The sequence below is a fragment of the Litorimonas cladophorae genome, assembly GCF_014652455.1.
GTDB classification, from domain to species: Bacteria; Pseudomonadota; Alphaproteobacteria; order Caulobacterales; family Maricaulaceae; genus Litorimonas; species Litorimonas cladophorae.
Window position 1 is genome coordinate 730,552 of the sequence record NZ_BMYV01000002.1, and the last position, 21,409, is coordinate 751,960.

At 51.2% G+C, this 21,409-nt stretch carries 26 protein-coding genes; 13 read left to right on the forward strand and 13 right to left on the reverse strand.

The window, feature by feature from the left end; genetic code table 11:
- Positions 1–331 precede the first annotated feature (331 nt).
- The 4 genes from IE073_RS11125 to IE073_RS11140 all read left to right on the forward strand — a co-directional run bounded on the left by IE073_RS11125 (position 332) and on the right by IE073_RS11140 (position 4,115).
- Positions 332–1,915, forward strand: a complete 1,584-nt coding sequence (locus IE073_RS11125) for an ABC-F family ATP-binding cassette domain-containing protein (protein ID WP_189585725.1) — start codon at positions 332–334, stop codon at positions 1,913–1,915.
- Between the two features lie 67 nt (positions 1,916–1,982).
- Positions 1,983–2,342 carry a hypothetical protein gene (locus IE073_RS11130; protein WP_189585730.1) on the forward strand — a complete coding sequence of 120 codons (360 nt, stop codon included), beginning with the start codon at positions 1,983–1,985 and terminating at the stop codon, positions 2,340–2,342.
- Positions 2,343–2,608: 266 nt separating this feature from the next.
- A complete protein-coding gene (locus IE073_RS11135) occupies positions 2,609–3,271 on the forward strand; it encodes a fasciclin domain-containing protein (protein ID WP_189585733.1) in 663 nt (220 codons plus the stop codon).
- Positions 3,272–3,407: 136 nt separating this feature from the next.
- The gene (locus tag IE073_RS11140; protein ID WP_189585737.1) at positions 3,408–4,115 is read left to right on the forward strand and encodes a hypothetical protein; all 708 of its coding nucleotides are present in this window, start codon (positions 3,408–3,410) and stop codon (positions 4,113–4,115) included.
- A 128-nt stretch (positions 4,116–4,243) separates the two neighbouring features.
- Here IE073_RS11140 and uvrB read toward each other — a convergent pair whose 3' ends face one another.
- From uvrB to IE073_RS11155, 3 genes are all read right to left on the reverse strand, one after another.
- Complete coding sequence (gene uvrB, locus IE073_RS11145; protein WP_308428359.1) at positions 4,244–6,412, reverse strand: excinuclease ABC subunit UvrB; 2,169 nt, start codon at positions 6,410–6,412, stop codon at positions 4,244–4,246.
- A 93-nt stretch (positions 6,413–6,505) separates the two neighbouring features.
- Positions 6,506–7,282: an SDR family oxidoreductase gene (locus IE073_RS11150; RefSeq protein WP_189585740.1), complete on the reverse strand. Its 777-nt coding sequence runs from the start codon at positions 7,280–7,282 to the stop codon at positions 6,506–6,508.
- 282 nt (positions 7,283–7,564) lie between these two features.
- Positions 7,565–7,939, reverse strand: a complete 375-nt coding sequence (locus IE073_RS11155) for a VOC family protein (RefSeq protein ID WP_189585743.1) — start codon at positions 7,937–7,939, stop codon at positions 7,565–7,567.
- Between the two features lie 328 nt (positions 7,940–8,267).
- On the opposite strand from IE073_RS11155, the gene IE073_RS11160 reads away from it, so the two are divergent.
- Together IE073_RS11160 and IE073_RS11165 are read left to right on the forward strand one after the other, a co-directional pair.
- Positions 8,268–8,504 (forward strand): hypothetical protein, encoded by a 237-nt coding sequence (locus IE073_RS11160; RefSeq protein WP_189585746.1) that lies wholly within the window; start codon positions 8,268–8,270, stop codon positions 8,502–8,504.
- An 893-nt stretch (positions 8,505–9,397) separates the two neighbouring features.
- On the forward strand, positions 9,398–10,009 hold the full coding sequence (locus IE073_RS11165; protein ID WP_233350025.1) for an aspartyl/asparaginyl beta-hydroxylase domain-containing protein: 612 nt from the start codon (positions 9,398–9,400) through the stop codon (positions 10,007–10,009).
- Between the two features lie 141 nt (positions 10,010–10,150).
- On the opposite strand, the gene ctrA is transcribed toward IE073_RS11165, so the two are convergent.
- Positions 10,151–10,846, reverse strand: a complete 696-nt coding sequence (gene ctrA, locus IE073_RS11170; protein ID WP_189585749.1) for a response regulator transcription factor CtrA — start codon at positions 10,844–10,846, stop codon at positions 10,151–10,153.
- Positions 10,847–11,185: 339 nt separating this feature from the next.
- Between ctrA and IE073_RS11175 the strand changes: the two genes are divergently transcribed.
- Complete coding sequence (locus tag IE073_RS11175; RefSeq protein WP_189585752.1) at positions 11,186–11,560, forward strand: flagellar export protein FliJ; 375 nt, start codon at positions 11,186–11,188, stop codon at positions 11,558–11,560.
- 53 nt (positions 11,561–11,613) lie between these two features.
- On the opposite strand, the gene IE073_RS11180 is transcribed toward IE073_RS11175, so the two are convergent.
- Positions 11,614–12,870 carry a cation:proton antiporter gene (locus IE073_RS11180; protein ID WP_189585755.1) on the reverse strand — a complete coding sequence of 419 codons (1,257 nt, stop codon included), beginning with the start codon at positions 12,868–12,870 and terminating at the stop codon, positions 11,614–11,616.
- Positions 12,871–12,923: 53 nt separating this feature from the next.
- Between IE073_RS11180 and IE073_RS14225 the strand changes: the two genes are divergently transcribed.
- Positions 12,924–13,055 (forward strand): hypothetical protein, encoded by a 132-nt coding sequence (locus IE073_RS14225; RefSeq protein ID WP_267905573.1) that lies wholly within the window; start codon positions 12,924–12,926, stop codon positions 13,053–13,055.
- Between the two features lie 11 nt (positions 13,056–13,066).
- On the opposite strand, the gene IE073_RS11185 is transcribed toward IE073_RS14225, so the two are convergent.
- The 6 genes from IE073_RS11185 to sciP form a co-directional block, all read right to left on the reverse strand.
- Positions 13,067–13,345 (reverse strand): hypothetical protein, encoded by a 279-nt coding sequence (locus IE073_RS11185; RefSeq protein ID WP_189585758.1) that lies wholly within the window; start codon positions 13,343–13,345, stop codon positions 13,067–13,069.
- Positions 13,342–13,986, reverse strand: coding sequence for a sigma-70 family RNA polymerase sigma factor (locus IE073_RS11190; RefSeq protein WP_189585760.1), 645 nt, complete (start codon positions 13,984–13,986; stop codon positions 13,342–13,344). Before IE073_RS11190 ends, IE073_RS11185 begins: the two co-directional genes overlap by 4 nt.
- On the reverse strand, positions 13,904–14,545 hold the full coding sequence (locus tag IE073_RS11195) for a hypothetical protein (RefSeq protein ID WP_189586321.1): 642 nt from the start codon (positions 14,543–14,545) through the stop codon (positions 13,904–13,906). The genes IE073_RS11190 and IE073_RS11195 overlap by 83 nt, the downstream gene beginning before the upstream one ends.
- 104 nt (positions 14,546–14,649) lie before the next feature.
- Complete coding sequence (locus IE073_RS11200) at positions 14,650–15,357, reverse strand: MinD/ParA family ATP-binding protein (protein WP_189585763.1); 708 nt, start codon at positions 15,355–15,357, stop codon at positions 14,650–14,652.
- A 104-nt stretch (positions 15,358–15,461) separates the two neighbouring features.
- Entirely contained in the window at positions 15,462–16,088 is a 627-nt protein-coding gene (locus tag IE073_RS11205) for a hypothetical protein (protein ID WP_189585766.1), read from the reverse strand.
- A gap of 201 nt (positions 16,089–16,289) precedes the next feature.
- Positions 16,290–16,562 (reverse strand): CtrA inhibitor SciP, encoded by a 273-nt coding sequence (gene sciP, locus IE073_RS11210; protein WP_189585769.1) that lies wholly within the window; start codon positions 16,560–16,562, stop codon positions 16,290–16,292.
- A gap of 291 nt (positions 16,563–16,853) precedes the next feature.
- Here sciP and mnmA point away from each other — a divergent pair, with 291 nt between their 5' ends.
- From mnmA to IE073_RS11235, 5 genes are all read left to right on the forward strand, one after another.
- Positions 16,854–18,008: a tRNA 2-thiouridine(34) synthase MnmA gene (gene mnmA / locus IE073_RS11215; protein ID WP_189585773.1), complete on the forward strand. Its 1,155-nt coding sequence runs from the start codon at positions 16,854–16,856 to the stop codon at positions 18,006–18,008.
- 95 nt (positions 18,009–18,103) lie between these two features.
- Positions 18,104–18,307, forward strand: coding sequence for a dodecin family protein (locus tag IE073_RS11220; protein ID WP_189585776.1), 204 nt, complete (start codon positions 18,104–18,106; stop codon positions 18,305–18,307).
- A gap of 93 nt (positions 18,308–18,400) precedes the next feature.
- Positions 18,401–18,622, forward strand: coding sequence for a hypothetical protein (locus IE073_RS11225; RefSeq protein ID WP_189585779.1), 222 nt, complete (start codon positions 18,401–18,403; stop codon positions 18,620–18,622).
- A 31-nt stretch (positions 18,623–18,653) separates the two neighbouring features.
- Entirely contained in the window at positions 18,654–18,821 is a 168-nt protein-coding gene (locus IE073_RS11230) for a hypothetical protein (protein WP_189585782.1), read from the forward strand.
- A gap of 85 nt (positions 18,822–18,906) precedes the next feature.
- Complete coding sequence (locus tag IE073_RS11235; protein ID WP_189585785.1) at positions 18,907–20,088, forward strand: thiolase family protein; 1,182 nt, start codon at positions 18,907–18,909, stop codon at positions 20,086–20,088.
- On the opposite strand, the gene IE073_RS11240 is transcribed toward IE073_RS11235, so the two are convergent.
- Positions 20,085–20,525, reverse strand: coding sequence for a hypothetical protein (locus tag IE073_RS11240; RefSeq protein WP_189585788.1), 441 nt, complete (start codon positions 20,523–20,525; stop codon positions 20,085–20,087). The genes IE073_RS11235 and IE073_RS11240 overlap by 4 nt on opposite strands.
- On the reverse strand, positions 20,525–21,406 hold the full coding sequence (locus tag IE073_RS11245) for a dienelactone hydrolase family protein (protein WP_189585791.1): 882 nt from the start codon (positions 21,404–21,406) through the stop codon (positions 20,525–20,527). Before IE073_RS11245 ends, IE073_RS11240 begins: the two co-directional genes overlap by 1 nt.
- Between the last annotated feature and the right edge of the window lie 3 nt (positions 21,407–21,409).

Consider the following 21,409-nt stretch of genomic DNA (forward strand, 5'->3'; position numbering starts at 1 on the left):
GTTTTTTGCATAACTCCCCCGCATCCGAGGTTTTGGATTGCCATTGCGACAACACGCCGCAGAATTTGTCGGGGTAATTCCCTGAAATTTTGTGAGAACGAGAATGAGTATTAAAAACTATAAAAGATTTAGGGGCTTAGGTGGCACAAGAAGCGACTCAGCGCTCGGGACGTTTGGGGAATAAGTCCTTTATTCTGACCGCGCGTCTTCGGTTTTAAAGGTTGTACGCTGGGTCTGGCGCCAGCCGAAACCGAAAGACCTTACTTTCAGGACGCAGTCTCAACAGCCCTTATACCTTGCCTTTCGCGTCGCTATGGCTATCGGGTCGCGCATGTTAGCTATTACTGATCTCGATTACGCCGTTCAGGGTCGACCTCTGTTTCGCAAGGCCTCCGCGCATATTGCCGCAGGATGGAAAGTCGGGCTAATCGGGCGAAATGGTACAGGTAAATCAACTTTGCTGCGCCTCATTCGCGAAGAGGTGGAAGAGGCCGCAAATGACGCCTCCATTCGTTTGAACAAAGGCGCACGTCTGGGCTGGGTTGCGCAAGAGGTCGAAGCCAATGACGACACGATCATGGATGTGGTCCTAGCCGCGGATATTGAACGCAGTCGATTGATGAAAGCTTCGGAAACGGAAACCGATCCTGACCTCCTCGGCGAAATTTATGAGCGCCTGACAGATATGGACGCGTGGAACGCGGATACGCGCGCCGCCATTGTTTTGTCCGGTCTTGGATTTAAGCCTGATGACTTCCATCGCGCGACGAAAGAGTTTTCGGGCGGTTGGCGGATGCGCGCCGCGATTGCAGGTGTTCTGGTGAGTGAACCTGATGTGCTATTGCTAGACGAGCCGACAAACTATCTCGACTTGGAAGGCGCGGCTTGGCTGGAAGGTTACATCCAGCGTTATCCCTACACTGTAATTATGGTGAGCCATGATCGTGAAATGCTCAACCGGTCCGTAACCCATACTTTGGCTCTGGAACATCAAGAGCTTTCCGTCACGCCAGGCGGTTATGACGACTGGATGAAACTTCGCGCGGCTAAAGTTGCGCAATTGACGTCGCAAAAAGAAAAGCAGGATAAAGACCGCGAACATCTTCAGGCCTTCGTCGATCGTTTCAAAGCGAAAGCTTCCAAAGCGCGCCAAGCCCAATCGCGCGTAAAGATGCTCGAGAAAATGCAAGACATTGCGATCCCGATTGCGGAACGTACGACGCCCTTTAATTTCCCCGCTCCCAAAGGCAAACTCGCCCCGCCAATGCTTGAGCTAGAAAATGCCGATTTGGGATATGGCGACGATGCTAAAATTCTCAGCAATGTTTCACTACGGCTTGATCCGGACGACCGCGTGGCGATTGTCGGTGCGAACGGGCAGGGCAAAACAACGCTCGTGAAATCCATCGCGCAACGTCTGCCGCTGATGACGGGTAACCGCAAAGCCTCGTCCAGTTTGAAAATTGGCTATTTCTCGCAAGATCAGCTCGACGAATTGACCGAGGGGGAAACCGTTCTCGATCACGTGACCCAGGCTCTGCCCAAAGGCACGGCCTCAAGCCAAGCCCGCAGCAAGGCGGCGCAAATGGGTTTCTCTCACGAGAAAGTCGAAACCAATGTTGAGAAATTATCGGGCGGCGAAAAAGTGCGATTGCTGCTCGGCCTCATGTCGATTGAAAAGCCGCATGTCTTGATCCTCGATGAGCCGACGTCTCATTTGGATATCGATAGCCGCGAAGCCCTGATCTATGCGCTCAACGATTTCCCAGGCGCCGTCCTCCTCATCACCCATGATGTGTACCTTGCCGAAGCCACAGCCGACCAACTTTGGTTGGTCAATAATGGCAAAGCGAAACGGTATGACGGTGATCTCCGCGACTATAAAAAACTCGTGATGCAGGCGGATCGGGCTTAGTTCGCTGATTGGCAGGGCTTGGGGTTGCGCTCCAAAGTATCAACGTCGTACATTATCACCCGCGGCATTGCGTGGGTGGAACACGCCTAACATCGAAGCAATTGATGCTTACGAGGTTGTTGGAAGTAAACAGGCTGAGGCTCTCACCAATGCTGATGTTAAGGTCATTGCGAATTCTGGATCATCTACCAACGGTATGACGCAAGTTATGGATTTGTTTTCGTCTAATGGTGGTACGCAAATCGCTGCTGCTGTTGAGGCCTTCGCGCAATCAGAGTTTGGTGCAAACATTATGTCCAAAACGGCCAAATCAAAACCGACGACGTCAAAGGCCGCGTCCAAAGCAAAAGTTAGGCCCAAGGCAAAACCTAAGCCCTCGACCGAGGTAAAGCCAACATCGACCGTGACCTACAAGCCTGAAACTTAATCCGTCCATCAAGGCTTATATATTCAGCTGTTTAGATCGTTTCGATGCGTTTGATCTTTATGGGCCCTATCTCTCGCGATTGGATTTAATTGTGTTCAAATTGCGACGGCCTGACGCGGATTTCTTACGGCGACCTAACTGGCAGATTAAAGGCGTGTAAGAGTTAATCACGGGCGCGTGATGATCCCATCTTTTTCCACGGGTCTATGCGTAGGGTCTATGTTCCCGCCGCATATCCGGCTGGCACGCTCAACTGGAGACCCCTCATGGAAAGAACATTTACCCGTAAAGTCACTGTCGCAACGGCAGCGCTCGCTTTGGCCCTCACATCTGCAACCGCTAGCTTTGCCGATGATTGTAATTGGAAGAAAAATCAGGAAGCCTCCGCGACCCATCAAACAGCGGCGGCCCCGATCACGGCCGTCATGGGTGCAACGGCCAAACACGCATCGGCCTCAACTTATGCCTCTGGTACAATTATTGATGCCGCTGTTGGCACGCCAGACCTGTCCACATTGACAGCCGCAGTAAAAGCCGCAGGCTTAGTTGAAACCTTGCAGGGGCCCGGACCTTTTACGGTGTTCGCGCCGACAAATGCTGCATTTGACGCTCTGCCAGACGGCACGGTCGCGACATTGTTAAAGCCAGAAAATAAAGCGATGTTGACCAGCATTCTCACTTCGCACGTTGTGGCGGGTAATCTCTCCGCCGCTGACATTGTGGCTGCCGTAGACGCCAATGGCGGCAAGCTGACGGTGACGACCATTTCAGGTGCAAAGTTGAAAGTTATGAAATATGGCGACACGTTAAAGATCAAAGACGAAAACGGCGGCAAGTCGAAGGTCGAAATCGCCGACATCACAAAGTCCAACGGAACAGTTCACGTGATCAGCGGCGTCTTGCTACCAAAATCTGACGGCCATTCATAAGTCTCTCCCCTTAAAACCTACCCCATTTAGGTTTTGAGGCTTTAGCCCTCCACTCGTATTCCGAGTGGAGGGTTCTTATTTTCTTCCCCTTCTTTTAAAGTGTAATATCTGAGTTCCTGCATTTTGGGTTTTTACAATGTTTTTCAAAAATTTGGTGGCCCCAAACAGTATCGCGACAGACAGGCAATCTCATATTGATCTGACTGACCCGAACCAAGGTTATGATTTCGGGATGGCTCTAGAAGATGCTGAAGCGGCGTTTGCGCCATTCCGAGATAGTCCCAAAAAACATGACCTTATTCGACGCCCAATTTGGTTGGATAAGGATGACCCGTTGTCAGACCTTCTAAATCGTCAGCGAAACTTACTGCAAACAGGTAAGATTATCTACGCGGGCCTGACGATTGCGAACACGCTTCTTTTTGAGCCAGGTCGGGATAATTGCCCAGGCAAGATGATCTACAGCTTCGATAAAAGATTTATAGATAGCCCGCGTTTATTGGGCGATTTTGCGTCGGGACTTTTTGAATATCGAGGCCGCAAAGACCTAAATGAAGTTACGCTACAAGCTTTAGCGGACCTTCTCGCGGATGATTATGGTCGAACCCTGCACGCGCCATTGCCGAAATTATATTGTGACGGGGCCACCGTTGCCCTCTCCAGCGTCTTGTTTGAACGCCGTCACCTAGTAAATGGCGTTTTGCATCCTCAGGTCCTACCCGTGCTCGCCAGTCCTTGGGAGCAGGGAATCATGGTGCTCCCCGCGCGTTTTTGGCCTGCGAGTTTCTGTGAGGCTATGCAAAGGCACCTCAATGAAGCTGTTGAGATAGAAAGTTTCGGCTGACGTAGATGAAGCTGGCAAGTCAGATATGATGCCTGCGTGAACGGCGCTTCGCCCCATATCGATTTGCCCTGAACCTCTACTTGATCCGCAGGCCACGAGTACACGTGCCGTGATTAGGGGCAGACGTATTACCCTTCTGCTTCAGCCGCCGTTGCTTTGAGCGTATTCATCTCATCGCGCAGACGGGCCGCCTCTTCAAATTCAAGGTTTTCGGCCGCCTGGAACATTCGCATTTCTAGGTTCGCCATCGCGGCTTGCATATTGCCGCCCATATAAGGCTCTTGCCCTTCGGCCATTTCGAGCGCGCGTTTTTGGTTTTTCGCGCCTTTCTTGCGACCCGTCGGGGTGTAGCTATTGGCTTCGTCCTTGATCTTTTGGCTGGCGGCGCTGTCGCCGACAATATCTGCGACACCGCGCAAGACGGTTGTCGGCGTGATACCATGTTCGAGGTTATGGGCTTCTTGGCGAGCGCGACGACGTTTGGTTTCGTCCATCGCATATTTCATCGATTTTGTGATCTTATCGCCATAGAGAACAACGCGCGCTTCGCTGTTCCGCGCGGCCCGACCGATGGTTTGAACCAATGCGGTTTCCGAACGTAAGAAGCCTTCTTTATCCGCGTCCAAAATTCCGACGAAGGCACATTCGGGAATGTCCAAACCCTCGCGCAGCAAGTTAATCCCGATCAGAACATCAAATACGCCCAATCGCAGATCGCGAATGATATCGATCCGTTCCAGCGTATCGACATCGCTGTGCATATAGCGCACGCGAATGCCTTGATCATTCATATATTCGGTCAGGTCTTCAGCCATCTTTTTCGTGAGCGTTGTGACCAGTGAACGGAAGCCTTTTGCGGCGACCTTCTTAACTTCGTCAATGACATCGTCGACTTGGTTATGCGTTTTACCCGACACAGGCCGCACTTCGACGGGCGGGTCCAATAGGCCCGTGGGCCGGATGACTTGTTCCGTGAATACGCCGCCTGTGCGTTCCAACTCCCAATCAGCGGGGGTGGCAGACACATGCACCGTCTGGGGGCGCATTGCGTCCCATTCTTCAAATTTTAGCGGGCGGTTATCGATGCATGACGGCAAGCGGAAGCCATGCTCGGCCAGCGTCATTTTGCGGTTCATATCGCCACGCGACATGCCGCGAATTTGCGGCACGGACACATGGCTCTCATCCATGAACAGCAGCGCATTTTCGGGTAGATATTCAAACAAAGTTGGCGGCGGTTCCCCCGGCGCACGTCCTGTCAGATAGCGCGAGTAGTTTTCGATGCCGTTACAGAATCCTGACGCCGCCATCATTTCCAGATCAAATTCTGTCCGTTGCGCCAGACGTTGGGCTTCAACCAATTTGCCTTCGCTCTCGAAGAGTTTCAGCGTCTCGTTTAGTTCTTGTTTGATACCCTTCATGGCGGACTGAACGGTTGGGCGCGGCGTGACGTGATGGGAGTTGGCATAGACCCGTACGCTGGATTTTTCAGCCGTGGACCGTCCCGTCAGCGGATCAAATTCTGTAATGCTTTCGATTTCATCTCCGAAGAATTCAAAGCGCCAAGCCGTATCGTCATAATGGGCCGGGAAGAGCTCGATCGTATCCCCACGGACACGAAAGCTGCCGCGCTGAAAGGCGAGGTCATTGCGGGTATATTGGAGCTCGACGAGTTGCTGCATGAGCGTACGCGTTTCGATCTGCTGACCTTGCGACAAATCAATTGTCATGGCCGCATAGGTCTCAACCGAACCAATGCCGTAAATACAGGAGACAGAGGCGACAATAATACAATCATCGCGCTCTAGGATCGCGCGTGTTGCCGCGTGACGCATACGGTCGATCTGTTCGTTGACGCTACTGTCCTTCTCGATGAAGGTGTCTGTGCGCGCGACATAGGCTTCTGGCTGATAGTAATCATAATAGCTGACGAAATATTCGACAGCATTATCGGGGAAGAAGCTCTTAAACTCGGAATAGAGTTGCGCGGCCAAAGTTTTGTTTGGCGCCATAATCAGGGCAGGGCGCTGTGTCTGTTCGATGATCTTGGCCATCGTAAAGGTTTTGCCCGACCCCGTGACGCCCAGCAGCACTTGATCGCGCTCAATTGAGTTTACGCCCGCAACAAGTTCTGGGATCGCAGTGACCTGATCGCCCTTGGGTTCAAATTCACTGACGAGGCGGAATGTTTTCCCGCCCTCAATTTTTGTTGGCCGTTCAGGACGATGCGGCTGCCACATTGACATATTCGTATCGGAGACTGCCGTAACTGTTGAAGAGGCGGGGGAATTGGACATGTGTTTAAGATAGGGACTTCGCCCTGCGAGACAAGGCCAAGTCTGCGTCCGTTTCCCCAGCTTTACACTGGGGATTTACGCGAAGGTACGTTTCTACGCTGTGGAAATCTGACCGCCATCGACGACGATGGTTTGACCGCAGACGAAGGCGGATGCACGTGAGGAAAGATACAGGGCTGTGCCTGCAATATCTTCGGGCGTACCCATGCGACCGCGTGGAATTTTAGTCAGCGCATATTTGGTCATGGCTTCATTCTCGACAATCGACTTTGTCATCTTGCTTGGGAAATATCCCGGCGCAATAGCGTTCACGAGGATATTATCGTTCACGAGATCTGTTCCCATATGGGTCGTCAGATGGACGACGGCAGATTTACTGGCCGTGTAGGAATAGGTCGCCATGCCCGAGTTCCGGATGCCGTTGATAGAAGCAATATTGACAATGCGCGCAGGGTCTTCGGATGTGCCAGCGGCTTTTAGCAAAGGCAGGCATTTCTGCGTCATGAAGAACAAGGATTTGACATTGATGTCCATGACCTTGTCCCAGCCTTCTTCTGGAAAATCGGCAATCGGAGCTGCCCAAACGGCGCCCGCATTATTGATCAAAATGTCTAGCTTGCTTTCGTGTTTGCTGAGCTCAGCCACAAATCCTTCGATACCGCTGAGCGAGGACAGGTCAGATGGAATAGCGACACACTCGCCAAATTCGGATAGAGCCTTTTGCGCCTCTTCCAATTGGCCGACTTTGCGCGCCGTGATGTAAACTTTTGCGCCATTTTCGAGCAGGCCTTGCGCCATCATGAACCCGATACCGCTGGACCCGCCGCTGACCACGGCAACTTTTCCTGATACATCAAATAGGTTCTTCATAGTCGTTCCTTGGGTTTTGTTTTGAAAGCGCACTCTGTCATAGGGAAAAATATTTGTCCAAAGCTTCGCGATGAATTGTGGTCATGCAGAAGGGCAGACTGACGGGGCAAGCTGTCGGCGCTCCTCCAACCCATATGCGGATCAAAAGGTGTTAAAGTGTTTTCGTCTCTGGCGGCGTCTGAGCTGCCTCCGTGGCCAAATCGGCAACTTCGCGGTCTTCCATTTACCAGTCATCCATCGCGAAATAATGTCATGGCGCGATAATTTCATAGCTAGAGATAGCTAGTCTTCGGCAGGCTGTGACGGTTCCCACAATTCAATGGGATTGCCCTCTGGGTCATGGATGCGCGCAAAGTGCCCGACGCCCTCCATACTCGACACCTCGCCGCTTTCGATGCCGGCAGCGTTGAGTTCGGTCAGGGCCGCCTCCAAGTTTGCCACGCGAAAGTTTAACATGAAGGTGCGGTCCTTTGCGAAATAGTCCGTGGCTTCGTCAAAGGGTGAGAAAACAGTCACGCCTGTCTCACTCACCCAAGGCTGCATCGTCATATCTTTTGGGGCAGGCGCGATTTCCAAATGGGTCTGATACCACGCCGCCAGCGCCGCAGGATCTTTCGAGCGAAAGAACAAACCCCCAATTCCAAGAACTTTGACCATGTTGAACGCGCCTTTTCGTTTTATGCGCGACAAGTGTAGCGGAGAACTAAGCGTCTTGCAAAAAGCGGATTGTGTTTCGCCCCAACTTAAAAAGTGGACGACGACCCAGCGTCCTACTTTGGGCGATTTTAAGCTGCTCACAATATGTCGGTTTTTGCCCCAAAGCATAAATTAAAAATTTAGACGTTTTATGGGGGCTGGATTAATCTTGTCCCGTATTGCTCGCCATGATAACAATAATTATGGTAGCTAAACGTCATTCGCAATGAAAATATCTGGTCGCTCGTTCCTCAGGGACAGAGCAATGCCGACGTAATGGAGCGGTAGGGTGTTACGCACTGTTCTTATCGTATTTGGCTGGATGATTCCCTTTGTCAGCGTCTTGTTGGCGCTGACTCAAATTTATGCAGGGATTCAATTGCAATCCATTGGAGACGCAAGACAGCCCGAGCTTTGGATCACGGTTGTTCGCAGTATCGCTTACGGTATTCAAAACTTGGCTCTCTCGCCACTCTGTTTCTTTGGGGCTCATATGTTAGAGAAACAGGGAAAGCTTTCGGAATGACTGAAACTTCTTTGAAATATTATTTAATCATCTGCGGCTGGGCTGCAATTATTGCAACGATTGTGCAATTCGTTCTAAATACAATTCATCGAACCCAGAGAATGTCTGAACTAGGAGTGGATGGTGAACTTCGCACTCAAACCTACGCTATCCATTCCATAGATTTTGGCATCGAATTACCCATAATTTTGACGATAGCTTGTCTATGCCTCGTGGCAGCCCGTGTTCTCAAGTATAAGCAAAAAACCCTTCAATCAGTCTTCGAGTAACCAAATGACCGAACTGCTACGGTATAGAGCTTTCGAGCCTTCCGTTTCTGAACTTAGTTGAGTGTCCTTCTTTAGGCGATTTAAGACGCTCACTTTGAACCCGAACACTTCATCAAAACTGAGCGGGGTCTCTGCTACAACAACCAATCGTCATGTGTTGCGCAATCAATCCTCGCTTAAACTCACCTGCAAGGTTAGACATTCCGTTCGTTTTCAATGCCTTATCAATTAATACGAGAGATGCATCCCCGATTATGATTTTCGTGTCATTTTAAGATGGTCTTCTTTCAACGGGCGGTCATGTGCACATTGGCTTGGTCGGAAAGAAGCGGCGCTTGTCATTGGGAAAGATCGGGTAATGTCGGTCAATCTGGGTGGCCTGCCGCGAGCTGATTCAGACGAGACTTCTGTGTTCGGCCGGCAGTGGAAAAAGGCGTTGTCGCGAGTGTCCCTTCGGGGTCGAAAACCAAAACCAAGCTTTTCCAGTTCCGCTGGACCCTAGAATACACTCGCGAACATCCCGACCTTCGGGGCATTTTTCCAGATAAGAGATACAAGAACCCAAACGGTTCTGAGGCAATACAGAGTTCGGAACAGTCTCTTCCGCTGGCGAAGCCCGCGCGGATGGCGATAAAATTTCCTGCCGCTCTGTACCTTATCGGCTTTTTCGATTACTTTGTTTATATGGCGCAACCTAAACAGATGGATCCCCATGTGGTGGATCGAGTGAAGTTACCTTTGTCTTATGATGCCGCGCGATTGCGTGCTGAATATGACGCGATGGGGTTACATCCCTATATGTTCTATTCCACGGTCATGCTGAAACTTCCGCATGAACGTAAGCCCGAGGACCCGCCGACACGCTCGCCCTATATCATGAGCCTCATTGAAGCGTTTAACCAACATACTCAGGTGACATTGGCGCGCCTGCTTCGGCTGGAACCTGGGTCCGAAGTGCGCCAACATTGCGACCCCATGTTAGGTCTCGAAGTTCCAGATTCCGTTGTGCGATTGACTATTCCGATTTTTGGCGGCGAGAATGTGACATTTTACCTGAATGATACGCCCGTGCCGATGCAAGCGGGGGAATGTTGGTATTTAAAACTTTCAGACCAACACCGGATTACGCATGGCGGCCTGGAAGAGCGGGTAAATCTTACGATTGATATGAAGCCGACCCAATGGGTGCGCGATCTCATTCAGGACAGCTATACCGCTGCTCAGAGCCACAGCTAAACCCTTAAAGGACCTGCGACGGTTCAGATTATTTTAGGGCAATAAAAAACCCCGCCGCGTGAATTTCGCTTTTTGCGAAAGGCACAAGGGCAGGGTTATTTTTGGGACAGAGTGGAGGGGGTCCCGATATTTTGAAAGCGCTTAGGCTGACATCTTGTCCTTGGCGGGATCGCGAAGGACATAGCCTCGGCCCCAGACAGTTTCGATGTAATGTTCGCCCATTGTGGCGGCTGCGAGTTTCTTGCGAAGCTTACAGATAAAGACATCGATGATTTTGAGTTCGGGTTCGTCCATGCCGCCGTAAAGGTGGTTGAGGAACATCTCTTTGGTGAGGGTCGTGCCCTTACGGAGCGAGAGAAGCTCTAGCATTTGGTATTCTTTGCCAGTCAGGTGGACGCGGTGATCGCCAACTTCGACTGTTTTGGCATCAAGGTTCACTTTGATGTCGCCTGTCGTGATGATGGACTGGCTGTGACCTTTGGAGCGACGAACAACGGCGTGAATACGCGCAACAAGTTCGTCTTTGTGGAAAGGCTTGGTCATGAAATCATCAGCACCAGTGCCGAGGCCGCGGACTTTGCTGTCGATGTCATTTGTACCCGACAGGATAAAGATCGGTGTGTTCACCTTAGCCATGCGCAACGTTTTCAACACGTCAAAGCCCGGCATATCTGGCAAGTTAAGGTCTAGCAGAATGATATCGTAGTCATAGAGTTTGCCGAGATCGACACCTTCTTCGCCAAGATCTGTTGTATAGACATTAAAGCCTTCAGATTTGAGCATCAGTTCAATGCCCTGTGCTGTGGCCATGTCGTCTTCAATTAGAAGAACCCGCATTTTTGTCCCCTCCCAGGCGAATCGAGATCCCGTCGAACGCCGAGATATAGTTAATAGAACCTCTGACGTAGGCGCATACCGTAAATCAAGTGTTAACGACGTTAACGAGTCTGTTAGCTTTCGGCAGGGGCCGATTTCAGATTCGGGTCCGTAACGATATGGTTTACGCCTCTGGCTGCCTTTCATCATCGCTTAACCACGCTCTTTCACCAGACCGTAAACTTAATTGGGTATGAAGGTTTCAAGAATGGCGAAGGGCCGGACACGAGGACAACTCTCGGGCGGGCCTTCTACGATTAACATAACGGTATTGGGTGATACCAAATGGTGGAGAGACACATGGCGCATTCAAGCGAACGTAATCTTGCAAAGACGCGGTTTCAGATCGAAGATTTGCAAAAACGTATCTCGGTCCTCGTCGCAACGCGCGAAGATCTAGAGCGTCAGATCCGCAAATTGAATGACAGCGTGCCTGAAGATGAAGTCGATGCGAATGCGCAGAAAGAAGGCTATGTCGCCTATGGCAGCTACGCCAAATCTGTGATTGCGCGCAAAGAAAACCTCCGCCGTACGCTGGGTGATATCGGCGCGCAAAGCGGACAATTAGCGGATGAGCTGAAGGTCGCTTTGGATGCTTTGGATAGTTTCGAACGGATCAAAGCCCGCCGTCTCGCGGCCAAAGCAGAACGCGCAATGGCACGCAAATCTGCTTAAACGCCTTCACCCGATTTGAATGAAAAACGGCTCTTTTTTATAGGTCTGTTTTTTTATGAGCTTTCAGCGCCTTCACCCATCTCCATCAGGTGTTCCGCCAAAAGCCCATGGATGATGATGGAAAGCAGTATCGTCAATCCGGCGATCCGCCAGACGTCGTTTATACCGTCAAAATCTGCGTGGGTTTGCGCATAAGCAATGTAAAAGATCGACCCCATGCCGCGAATGCCGAAGAAAGAGACTTTCAATCTATCGCGCCAATTCCCACAGGTTCTGATCATTGCCAGATAAGCAATAACGGGACGAACGATCAGCAAGATTGCGATGGCGATCGCCAAATCCGTCCAGGTCCATTGGTGCCAAAGTTCGGCCCCGATATAAGCTCCAAACCACAAGAGTAAGATGGCCATCAGGACGGCTTCAATTTGATCGGCCGAGTTATGCGCCATTTTCTCATAAGGTTCCGCGGTGGTGTTCTGCGCGAAAACTAAGCTGGCCCGTGCGGAAACGAAGACAGATAGAAAACCATAACCATGTAGGGCTTCGGCGAATCCGTAGGCGATGAATGTCGAGGAGAGGAGAACAATGACGGGATTACCGCGTTCATTTGTGGCGTCGCCTAGCGGGCCAAATAAGACTTTCGTGATAAGCCAGCCGCACCCAACGCCCACAGCTATACCAATGACTGTGCGATAGACCGCATCATAGAGAAACCACTGGGCCCAATCGAATTCTGAAAGGCTAACTGCTCCCGCTAGTCCAATCGCCAACCAGACAAATGGAAAGGCTAGGCCATCATTTAGACCTGCTTCCGATGTTAAGGCGACGCGCGCGCCATCTTGCTTTTTTCCTGGCCCGCCGACTTGTACGGCCCGCGCTAAAACAGGATCTGTCGGTGCGAGCGCAGCCCCTAGCAGGACGGAAGAGGCTAGTCCTAAGCCCGCAACTTGCCACCCCAATAGGAAAATTGCGGCAATGGTGAGCGGCATTGCGATGCCAATCAAGCACCAGCTTGGAATCCACCGCCTCCAATTCGTGCCGACGTCAATGGCCAGACCTGCTCCAGCCAAGCTGATAATCACTATGATTTCAGAGACGCGTTCGATGATCGAAATCGCTAAATCTCCGCTGGAGGGCGTGATGATTGGCAATCCGATTGTGGTCATGACTGCGCCGACCACGATATATAAGATTGGAATATTGATAAGGCGTCGGTGACGTAATGCCGGACGAATGGACATTATCAGCAGTGCCACGCCGATAAGCGAATAATAGAACGCCGTTTTGTTTTCGAGAATTAATGCATCCATAAGCGGGTCTTATGCGTTGTTGGAATAAGACACTAGTCAGATAGGAGATTTTAATGGTCGATAATCACGCCGCTCGGACCGCCGAGCAATCCCCCGCGGACGCTAAGAAGCGGAGTTGGGTCAGTAAACTTGCGATCCTTATCGTATTCGTCGGTGTTGTTGCAGCGTTGGTATTGCTGACCTAAGGCAGGGAGCCCTAGCTGTCTGTGCCCTCGACCCAATCGTAAAGCTCACTAAAGCCTGAAGCATCCGCGATTTGGTTCCAGTCTGTATCAATTGCGGCATCTGGTTGGGCCCAGAATAGTGCTGCCATAACGGCCATGGCCGCGATGCCGCCCATAGCCCACCACGGACGACGGGAAATATCATCATTTGCGGGTACGGCAGTTTCCGCCGCCGCTAATATGCGGTCTGACAAATGACCACGTGGCGAAGGCGCTTGGTTTTCAGCTAAGAGCTTATCAAGGTCGGTCATAAGGATGCGCTCACTTTTTCGTCTATCAACTTAGTTTTCAATTTCGTTCGGGCTCGAGACAAAAGACTTTCGTAAGCCTTTTCACTCACGCCCAAAGCTGCCGCACCTTCGCTTTGGCTGGCTTGCTGGTAATATGACAGCACCAAGGCCGCGCGTTGTCGCTCTGGTAAAGTCAAGATAGCTGCCTGAACCTGCTGTGCTGTCTCTGATCTGACGATTTCGAGATCTGCCTGCGGTGTAGGGTCTTGCTGATCTGGAATAACATCCGAATAAATCGGTCGGCTCCGTCGACGATCATCAATACACAATCTAGTCGCTACCCGCCGTAGCCAGGTCAGGACATTGGCTTGTCCGTCGCTTTGCCACCGAGGCGCTGCTTGCCAGAACCGCAGGAAGGTTTCTTGCGAAATATCCTCAGCTTGCGCGCGATCACCTGTCATGTGCCACGCCAGCCTATGCACGCGCGTCAAATGCCGATCCATCAGTGCTGAGAGCGCTACCGGGTCTCCAGCCCGCAAACCGGGCAGGAGGTCGTTATCAGGGTCAGTTCGTGACAGCTTACTGTCCACCGCGCTTTTTATGGTCGCCTTTGCGACCTTTGCGCATTCGGCCTTCGCCCTTGACCAAGACGCCGTCGCCATTGGTATCCATGCGCATGAAAAGCTGTTCAGAGACGGCTAAATGCTCGTCTAAAGAAACCAGTCCGTCGCCATTTGCATCTGGTTTCGGACGTTCTGCACGGCGTGCTTTTCTGTCGCCGCGTTTGGCTTTGCGGTCTTCACGCATCTCGTTGCGTTCGGCCCGCATGGCTGTGCGTTCGGCATCGCTCAATTCGCCATCCAAATTCGTATCGAATTTTTCGAGAACTTTGGATTTGCGGGCGTCTTTACGCGCTTTGCGTTGATCTTGCATGGCGTCCATTTCCGCGCGGGAAATATTGCCATCTTTATTGGCATCAAGGCGATCAAATTGACGATCAGCGCGCTTTTCATGGCGGCCTTCATGCATCGCTTTTTGCTCGTCCTTGCTCAGGAAGAGGTCACCATCTGTGTCAACAGCTGCAAAGCGATCCGTGGCGGTTTGCATGAATTCGGCTTTTGTGACTTGGCCGTCTTGGTTCAAATCTGCTTTCGGACCAGCAGCGATAAGGAGCGCTGCACCTGATGCGAGCAAAGCAGTCGTGAGTAATTTCCGTGTCATTTTAATCTCCAATGAGAGTGGCTTACACACTACACACGGATGACAGCGACAAATCCTTCGCAGAAAATTTTATTTTTACATTTTGAGAAGCTGCGGTGGAGAATTTAAGCGACCGCGCGCCGTGCGGCTTGGGCTTTCATTTGCGACAGAAGTCGAGTTTCCACATGCAAATCCTCAACGTGACCGCCATACGGCATAGGCGCGCCGAGATGTTCGCGCACCGTGTCAGATAACATCAAAGCTGTTTCGACGGCGTCACATTTTTCACCGGTCGATAAAATGATCGGGTCGAAATCGACGGCGCGACGACGGACAGCATCAACCATCCAATAGGCGCGCATGAAGTCATCTCCTTGTGTACTGTAGGACATAAGTGAGACATCGGAGGCCGCACCTAAGCGCACATGCGCTGGGGTGCATCCCGCTTCTGGAACAACAAAGACCCAATCATACGATAGGGACAAAGCCGCAAGTAACCCTAGCGCATCTTCCAAGCTTTGCGGTCCAACGGCACCAGCGGTAAAGTGCTCATTTGACGTGACATAAAGGGCGTCACGGGTTTCGGCTGTGCCGCGGGCGACATCATCTAAAGTTCGGGCATGAACAATGCCAGCCCGCGTAAGAAGCGCTCCACCGACGGCGTCTAAGATTAGAACTGTTTCGCCATAGCTTGCCGCTTTGCGACCTAATTTAATGGCCATATCAAAAGTTGACTCGGACTCGCCGCTTGCTGTGAACAGGCTGACCAGTCGGCACGCTGGCTCATAGCTATCGCCGTGGGCGTAAGACGCTTTTGTATTGAATTGGGCCATGTTGCCATTTCCGTTTCACCAAATACCAATCGGGTCTTTGCCCGTTTGACAAAGACATAGCGGAAGCGGCCTAAGGTTTGACGAAGAAGCGTGGTAAATTCGGGTTAAGGGATTGGAGGCCCCGGCTGGTCCGGCTCACCGATAATATGCGTGATGCCGCCTTTAAAAAAGCTTCGGCGTACTTTCGGAAATTTAAGTTCGGCGCGTTTGCGATAAGGTTCAAAATCAGTCCCACAGCGTGCCAGTCCCCTCTTGTCTGAATAATCGTTACAGATATGCCATTCCATCAAAGCAACCGTTTCAGGAGCAATATCACCAGTTTCAAAATCAAATTCATTTTGAAGTTGTTTGGCATCTTTCAAAATACGTTTACGTATGAGGTCTTCGAAAACAAATTGAGAGGTGATTTTATCTCTATATCTCGCTCCTTGTTGGATTCTTTTACCATCCTCAGAGTGCTGCATGCTTATGGTTGCGATTGCACTTAATAAGACAAGTTTAAGGGCGGGGTCTTTTGGATCGCAAGCGAGTAGAGAAAGCTTGTGTTTGTTCAAATCAACTCCAGGGTCTAGATCTTTAGCCCAATGTAAACCCCACATCAGCGAGTTAGCGTCATCGCAATGAGTTGACTCAAGGGTATTTCCTTCTGCTTGTGGGACACAAGCCGGAGCATTTAGACCTATAGCGACAATGAAAAGGGCAGATTTCAGAATTCTACTCAGCTTCATCATTGCACGCCCTTTCCGCGTAAAGGTCTATTCCATTTTGTTCCGCCAAGTCTTCTAACTGACTCAGGATATCCTCGGCAAAAACATCAAATGCTTGTTCATTTTATCGCAATAGATTTCTATTTTTTTTTGACCCAATTCCCAGGCATAAAAAAACCGTTCTGGGGGGAACGGTTTTTTCAAATTCAAATTTATTCGGCGCGTTTAACGGTATTGTTGAACCCGCGTTGTTCGCAATCCGGCGATGCCATGGCTTTCGATTGAACGTTGCCAAGACATAAACTCTTCGGCCGTTAAGCCGTAGCGCTCAAGCGCGCCATCTAATGTAAGAAGTCCGCCACGCACAGCTGCGACGACTTCGGCTTTCCGACGTATGACCCATCGGACGGTGTTGGGTTTGGGGAGATCTGCCAAAGTCAAAGGTGTACCCTCTGGTCCGATGACAACATTCTCACGCTTAATTTTGCGGTCTAACATGCTTTTGCCCATTTGTTTGATCCGCCCACACAGACCCAGTTTTTGTTATGTCATTCATCTAAGCGACAGGGTCTTAAAAACAGTTTAAAGAGGTTCGAAAAAAGCGTTTAGATACAAGTGTTTACGAAGGTTAATGGAATCAAAATTATCGTTAACAAGGCCTTACACGGTTCGGCAGCGAATTGATTCTATTGAGTCTTTTCTCAGGCGCTGCTGTGGCACCTGTATCGACTTGGAACAGAACGCTCCCTATATGGCCCCTAGAAAAAGGTGCATTTTTTTTTGGATGACATGGATAAAACGTTAGAAAGCTCGAAAAACTCGCTCGGATTTGGTAAATCCGAGGCAGAAACACGTGTCGTTGTCGCGATGAGCGGGGGCGTGGATAGCTCTGTCTGCGCGGCTCTGCTCGCGCGGGAGGGTTATGACGTTATCGGTGTGACCTTGCAGCTCTATGATCACGGCGAAGCCATCAAGAAAGCCAAAGCCTGTTGCGCAGGCCAAGACATCTATGATGCCAAACGCGTCGCCGAAGATATGGGCTTTCCACATTACGTCTTAGATTATGAGTCCAATTTCAAAGAACAAGTGATCGAGGATTTCGCCGACACCTACCTAAAGGGCTCGACGCCTATTCCGTGTGTGCGGTGTAACCAAACGGTCAAATTTAAAGACTTGTTGCAAGTGGCTCGCGACCTCGGCGCAGATTGCATGGCCACGGGACATTATATCAAACGGATTGAAGGCAAGAACGGACCGGAGCTTCATCGCGCTTATGACGGCGGTAAAGATCAGTCCTACTTCCTCTTTGCGACCACACGTGACCAGCTCGACTTTTTGCGGTTTCCGTTAGGACATATGGATAAAAGCGAGACTCGCCGTTTAGCTGTCGAGCTAGGCCTGAATGTGGCCGCAAAGCCAGACAGCCAAGATATCTGTTTCGTCCCGACGGGCAAATATACGGACGTGATCGAGAAAATTCGGCCACATGCGGCCCAGCCCGGTAAGATTGTTCACCAAGACGGAACTGTTTTGGGTGAGCATCGCGGCGTCATGTATTACACAATTGGACAACGCCGTGGACTTGGTCTTGGCGATGATACGGGCACAGATCCACTCTTCGTGACGGGCATCGATGCAGACAAAGGACATGTCGTTGTTGGGCCACGCAGCGCGCTTGATCGCGATACGCTTTGGTTGGATGATATAAATTGGCTCGGCGAGGGCAAATTTGGTGCACATTTGGACGGAACGAATATTCGCGTAAAAGTGCGATCAACGCGCCCGCCTGCACCAGCACGTTTGGAATTGCGCGGCAATAAGATGGTGGTGGTACTCAATGAGCCAGACATAGGTCTGTCACCTGGGCAAGCGTGTGTATTCTATGAAGACCGCAATGATGCTGCGCGGACGCTAGGCGGCGGTTGGATCACACAAACAGCATAGGCGTCGCCAGCAAGCGCTCATCATTACAAGCCCTTAACTGGTCCTCCACATCAAAGAGCCTTAGGTTGTAAATCCAGCCAACCAAGGAGAGACCCATGGCCGTAATGAAAACAATCGAAGTAATGAGCGAAAGCAGCAAGTCTTTTGAAGCCGCAATTGAGCATGCCGTTGAGCGCACGGGTAAGACGGTCAAGAATATCCGCTCCGCCTATGTAAATGAGATGTCGACATCGATCAAAGGCAATAAGATCGATAAATATCGGGTGAACGTGAAGATTACTTTTGAAGTCAGTGATTAATCTCTCGCTGTAGGTTTTGGTAAATCTACATCTTGAAAATGAACGCAGGGCTGCCACTTACTATCGGCAGCCCTTTTTTATGGAAACATAGTTATGTTTGAATCTTTCCAGCTCACGCCCGTTGAAATTCTGGTCATCGTTTTGGCGTTTGTGATTGTTTTCGCCTTGCTCCGCGTGTTTCGAAAAGACACGATGGCGGACCGAAAACGTCAAGAAATCGAGATGAAGCGCGCAGCCCTGATCGCAAAGCGTAAGGCGCAAGCTCAAGAAGCTGCAAAAGGTGACACGCTTGCTGGGCCCAATACGCAGGACTAAGTTCTGATTATTCTATTTTCAGGGGCATAAAATGTTGTTTTTTATACTACTTTTCGGATGTTTCATGGTCGCGGGCGGCGTTTATGTCGCGCTTGATCAACGCCGTGAGCGAAATGAAAAACTGGCCAAAATTCAGCGAGAGCTGGCGCGGCGTGAGGCGGCAGAGCCTGCCAAAAATGCCGTCGATCCGCAAAATTAAACCACAGAACGCAATCAGAACCCCGCTGGCATTGCTCGTCGCTACTATATAGATAGGGCGAAAATAGTTTTCGAAAGTTATTCCTATGTCTACTGATCCTGTTGTCATTGTTGGTTTGGCCCGTACCCCGATGGGCGCATTTCAAGGCGCGTTTTCCTCTGTGACCGCACCGCAACTCGGATCGGCGGCGATTAAGGCGGCGATGGACGAAGCCAAAGTCTCTCCGGCAGATGTCGATCAAGTTCTGATGGGCTGTGTTTTGCCCGCAGGCCAAGGCCAAGCCCCCGCACGTCAAGCCGCGCTCGGCGCAGACTTGCCACTTTCGGCTGAGGCCACAACGATCAACAAGATGTGTGGGTCTGGCATGCAGGCGGCCATCATGGCGCATGATGCGCTCAAAGCTGGCTCCATTAATGTCGCCGTCGCAGGGGGCATGGAGAGCATGACGAACGCGCCTTATATTTTGCCTAAAGCACGCGGCGGTATGCGCATGGGCAATCAACAAGTCGTCGACACAATGATGCATGATGGCCTGACAGATGCCTATGACAACAAAGCCATGGGTGTTTTCGCAGACCAGATTGCCAGCGAGTATCAATTCACACGCGAACAGCAGGACGCCTATGCGATTGAATCCGTGCGCCGTGCGCAGTCGGCCGAAACGGAAGGTAAGTTCGATCGGGAAATGACGGCAGTAACGGTCAAAGGTCGCAAGGGTGATACGGTTGTGACCAAGGACGAGGGACCGTCCAATGCCCGTCCCGAAAAAATTCCAAGCCTGCGTCCTGTGTTTAACAAAGAGGGCACAGTGACGGCCGCCAACGCCAGTTCGATTAATGACGGGGCTGCGGCTCTGGTCCTCATGCGCCGCTCGGACGCCGAAAAAGGCGGACACAAAGTGTTGGCCGAAATCGTCTCACATGCGGCCCATGCGCATGAGCCGTCCCGCTTCACCACGGCCCCTGTCAACGCGATTAATAAGGCGCTGGGCAAAGCGGGTTGGTCCGCCGAAGATGTGGACCTCTGGGAAATCAACGAAGCCTTCGCCGTTGTCCCCATGATCGCGATGCAAGAGCTCGGCCTTGACCATGCCAAGGTCAACGTCAATGGCGGTGGTTGCGTGCTGGGCCACCCGATCGGTGCGTCAGGCGCTCGGATCATGGCAACCTTGATTGCTGAAATGGAAAAGCGCGATGCGAAGACCGGCGTGGCGAGCCTGTGTATCGGCGGCGGTGAAGCTACCGCTGTATGTTTGAAACGGGATTAAATTTGCGCAGCGCGCCACCGTTCAATTATTTTGTTATAGTGGCGTTCAATTTTTCCATCTTTGTCATCGCATGAAAAATAAATTATATTGAGTGCTGATCCTAAATCTGGGAATTCGGCCACTTTGTCTAATAATGTTATGGCTTGATCAACGGAAAGATCCTTTCCGTTGATCATTGATTTTGCGACGTCACAAATTTCATTTGAAAGCAAATGCTTTGCATTGCTTTGCCAAAGGTCAGCCAGTTTCAATTGAACGACAGATGTCGTTCGCCCTTTCGGTGCTCTGCAAATCTCATGTAGCACCGCGAACGTGGCGTCAGGTGATATTTTAAGGGATTCACCAATAAGACGTTCGACTGTCGCGGTTTCATCATATGGTAACTGGCAATCAATTTTATTTTTGAATTCAGCCTCAGCAGTGTTGATATTAAGCACTAACTCAAAGCCGTCTCAAACAGCGCCAGCTTCCGCGCCCATGCCTTATCCGCTGCCGCTTCATCATAAACGGCGCTGTCAGGTGGGCACCATCCGTGCTGCGTGCCTTCATAGACTTCGATTTCCGCTTCATTATCTGTCGCGGCAAAGGCTTCGCGCAGAATGTCCTTATTGCCCGGGTCACGCTCGTCATCATTTGCGGCGATTGCGATGAGGTAATCCGCGCTCATGGTTGGGATCAACAGATGCGGGCTGTTCTCTTTATCTGTTGCCAGACCGCCGCCGTGGAAACTTGCGCCGGCGCCAATACGGTCGGGCACAGTGGCCGCCGTGATCATCGTCATCGGCCCACCCATGCAATATCCCGTGGTGCCAATTTGCCGTGAGGTATCGACAGACGGTTGTGCGTCTAACCAAGCGATGAAGGCTTTGGCATCGATACGGTTTGTGTCCTGAGACAGGGCGCGCGCGTAAGGGATAATCTTTTCCCGTACAGCGGGGTCACGGAAGGTTTGACCGACCTCAACAAGCGGCGCTTTGACCTGACGGTAGTAGGGATTGACGACAAGGGCGGCATAGCCGTCAGACGCCAGACGCTTGGCCATCATTTTGAAGGCCGGGCGCAGACCGACGATATCTGGCCAAATAAGAACCGCTGCATGTGCGCCAGTGGTCGGATGCGCGAAATAGGCATCCGCTGTTCCGTCTGGCGTTTCGATCAGGACGTCAGACTCTGTAATGCCTGCGGCAGTCTCACCCGGTGCACAGCCCGCAAACGCGATGGAGATTGCCGCCCCGCCAGCCAGGAGATTGAAGTCTCGTCGGGTAATCAGCTTTTCGTAAAAGCCCTGATTTTCGAGTTCTGTAATATCATCACACATGCC

What these genes read in the sequence shown, in the direction of transcription:
- IE073_RS11125 (WP_189585725.1), top strand. Translation starts at nt 332, where the DNA reads ATGTTAGCTATTACTGATCTCGATTACGCCGTTCAGGGTCGACCTCTG.
- IE073_RS11135 (WP_189585733.1), top strand. Translation starts at nt 2,609, where the DNA reads ATGGAAAGAACATTTACCCGTAAAGTCACTGTCGCAACGGCAGCGCTC.
- IE073_RS11140 (WP_189585737.1), top strand. Translation starts at nt 3,408, where the DNA reads ATGTTTTTCAAAAATTTGGTGGCCCCAAACAGTATCGCGACAGACAGG.
- uvrB (WP_308428359.1), bottom strand. Translation starts at nt 6,412, where the DNA reads ATGTCCAATTCCCCCGCCTCTTCAACAGTTACGGCAGTCTCCGATACG.
- IE073_RS11150 (WP_189585740.1), bottom strand. Translation starts at nt 7,282, where the DNA reads ATGAAGAACCTATTTGATGTATCAGGAAAAGTTGCCGTGGTCAGCGGC.
- IE073_RS11155 (WP_189585743.1), bottom strand. Translation starts at nt 7,939, where the DNA reads ATGGTCAAAGTTCTTGGAATTGGGGGTTTGTTCTTTCGCTCGAAAGAT.
- IE073_RS11165 (WP_233350025.1), top strand. Translation starts at nt 9,398, where the DNA reads ATGGCGATAAAATTTCCTGCCGCTCTGTACCTTATCGGCTTTTTCGAT.
- ctrA (WP_189585749.1), bottom strand. Translation starts at nt 10,846, where the DNA reads ATGCGGGTTCTTCTAATTGAAGACGACATGGCCACAGCACAGGGCATT.
- IE073_RS11175 (WP_189585752.1), top strand. Translation starts at nt 11,186, where the DNA reads ATGGCGCATTCAAGCGAACGTAATCTTGCAAAGACGCGGTTTCAGATC.
- IE073_RS11180 (WP_189585755.1), bottom strand. Translation starts at nt 12,870, where the DNA reads ATGGATGCATTAATTCTCGAAAACAAAACGGCGTTCTATTATTCGCTT.
- IE073_RS14225 (WP_267905573.1), top strand. Translation starts at nt 12,924, where the DNA reads ATGGTCGATAATCACGCCGCTCGGACCGCCGAGCAATCCCCCGCGGAC.
- IE073_RS11185 (WP_189585758.1), bottom strand. Translation starts at nt 13,345, where the DNA reads ATGACCGACCTTGATAAGCTCTTAGCTGAAAACCAAGCGCCTTCGCCA.
- IE073_RS11190 (WP_189585760.1), bottom strand. Translation starts at nt 13,986, where the DNA reads ATGGCGACGGCGTCTTGGTCAAGGGCGAAGGCCGAATGCGCAAAGGTC.
- IE073_RS11195 (WP_189586321.1), bottom strand. Translation starts at nt 14,545, where the DNA reads ATGACACGGAAATTACTCACGACTGCTTTGCTCGCATCAGGTGCAGCG.
- IE073_RS11200 (WP_189585763.1), bottom strand. Translation starts at nt 15,357, where the DNA reads ATGGCCCAATTCAATACAAAAGCGTCTTACGCCCACGGCGATAGCTAT.
- IE073_RS11205 (WP_189585766.1), bottom strand. Translation starts at nt 16,088, where the DNA reads ATGATGAAGCTGAGTAGAATTCTGAAATCTGCCCTTTTCATTGTCGCT.
- sciP (WP_189585769.1), bottom strand. Translation starts at nt 16,562, where the DNA reads ATGTTAGACCGCAAAATTAAGCGTGAGAATGTTGTCATCGGACCAGAG.
- mnmA (WP_189585773.1), top strand. Translation starts at nt 16,854, where the DNA reads ATGGATAAAACGTTAGAAAGCTCGAAAAACTCGCTCGGATTTGGTAAA.
- IE073_RS11220 (WP_189585776.1), top strand. Translation starts at nt 18,104, where the DNA reads ATGGCCGTAATGAAAACAATCGAAGTAATGAGCGAAAGCAGCAAGTCT.
- IE073_RS11225 (WP_189585779.1), top strand. Translation starts at nt 18,401, where the DNA reads ATGTTTGAATCTTTCCAGCTCACGCCCGTTGAAATTCTGGTCATCGTT.
- IE073_RS11230 (WP_189585782.1), top strand. Translation starts at nt 18,654, where the DNA reads ATGTTGTTTTTTATACTACTTTTCGGATGTTTCATGGTCGCGGGCGGC.
- IE073_RS11235 (WP_189585785.1), top strand. Translation starts at nt 18,907, where the DNA reads ATGTCTACTGATCCTGTTGTCATTGTTGGTTTGGCCCGTACCCCGATG.
- IE073_RS11245 (WP_189585791.1), bottom strand. Translation starts at nt 21,406, where the DNA reads ATGTGTGATGATATTACAGAACTCGAAAATCAGGGCTTTTACGAAAAG.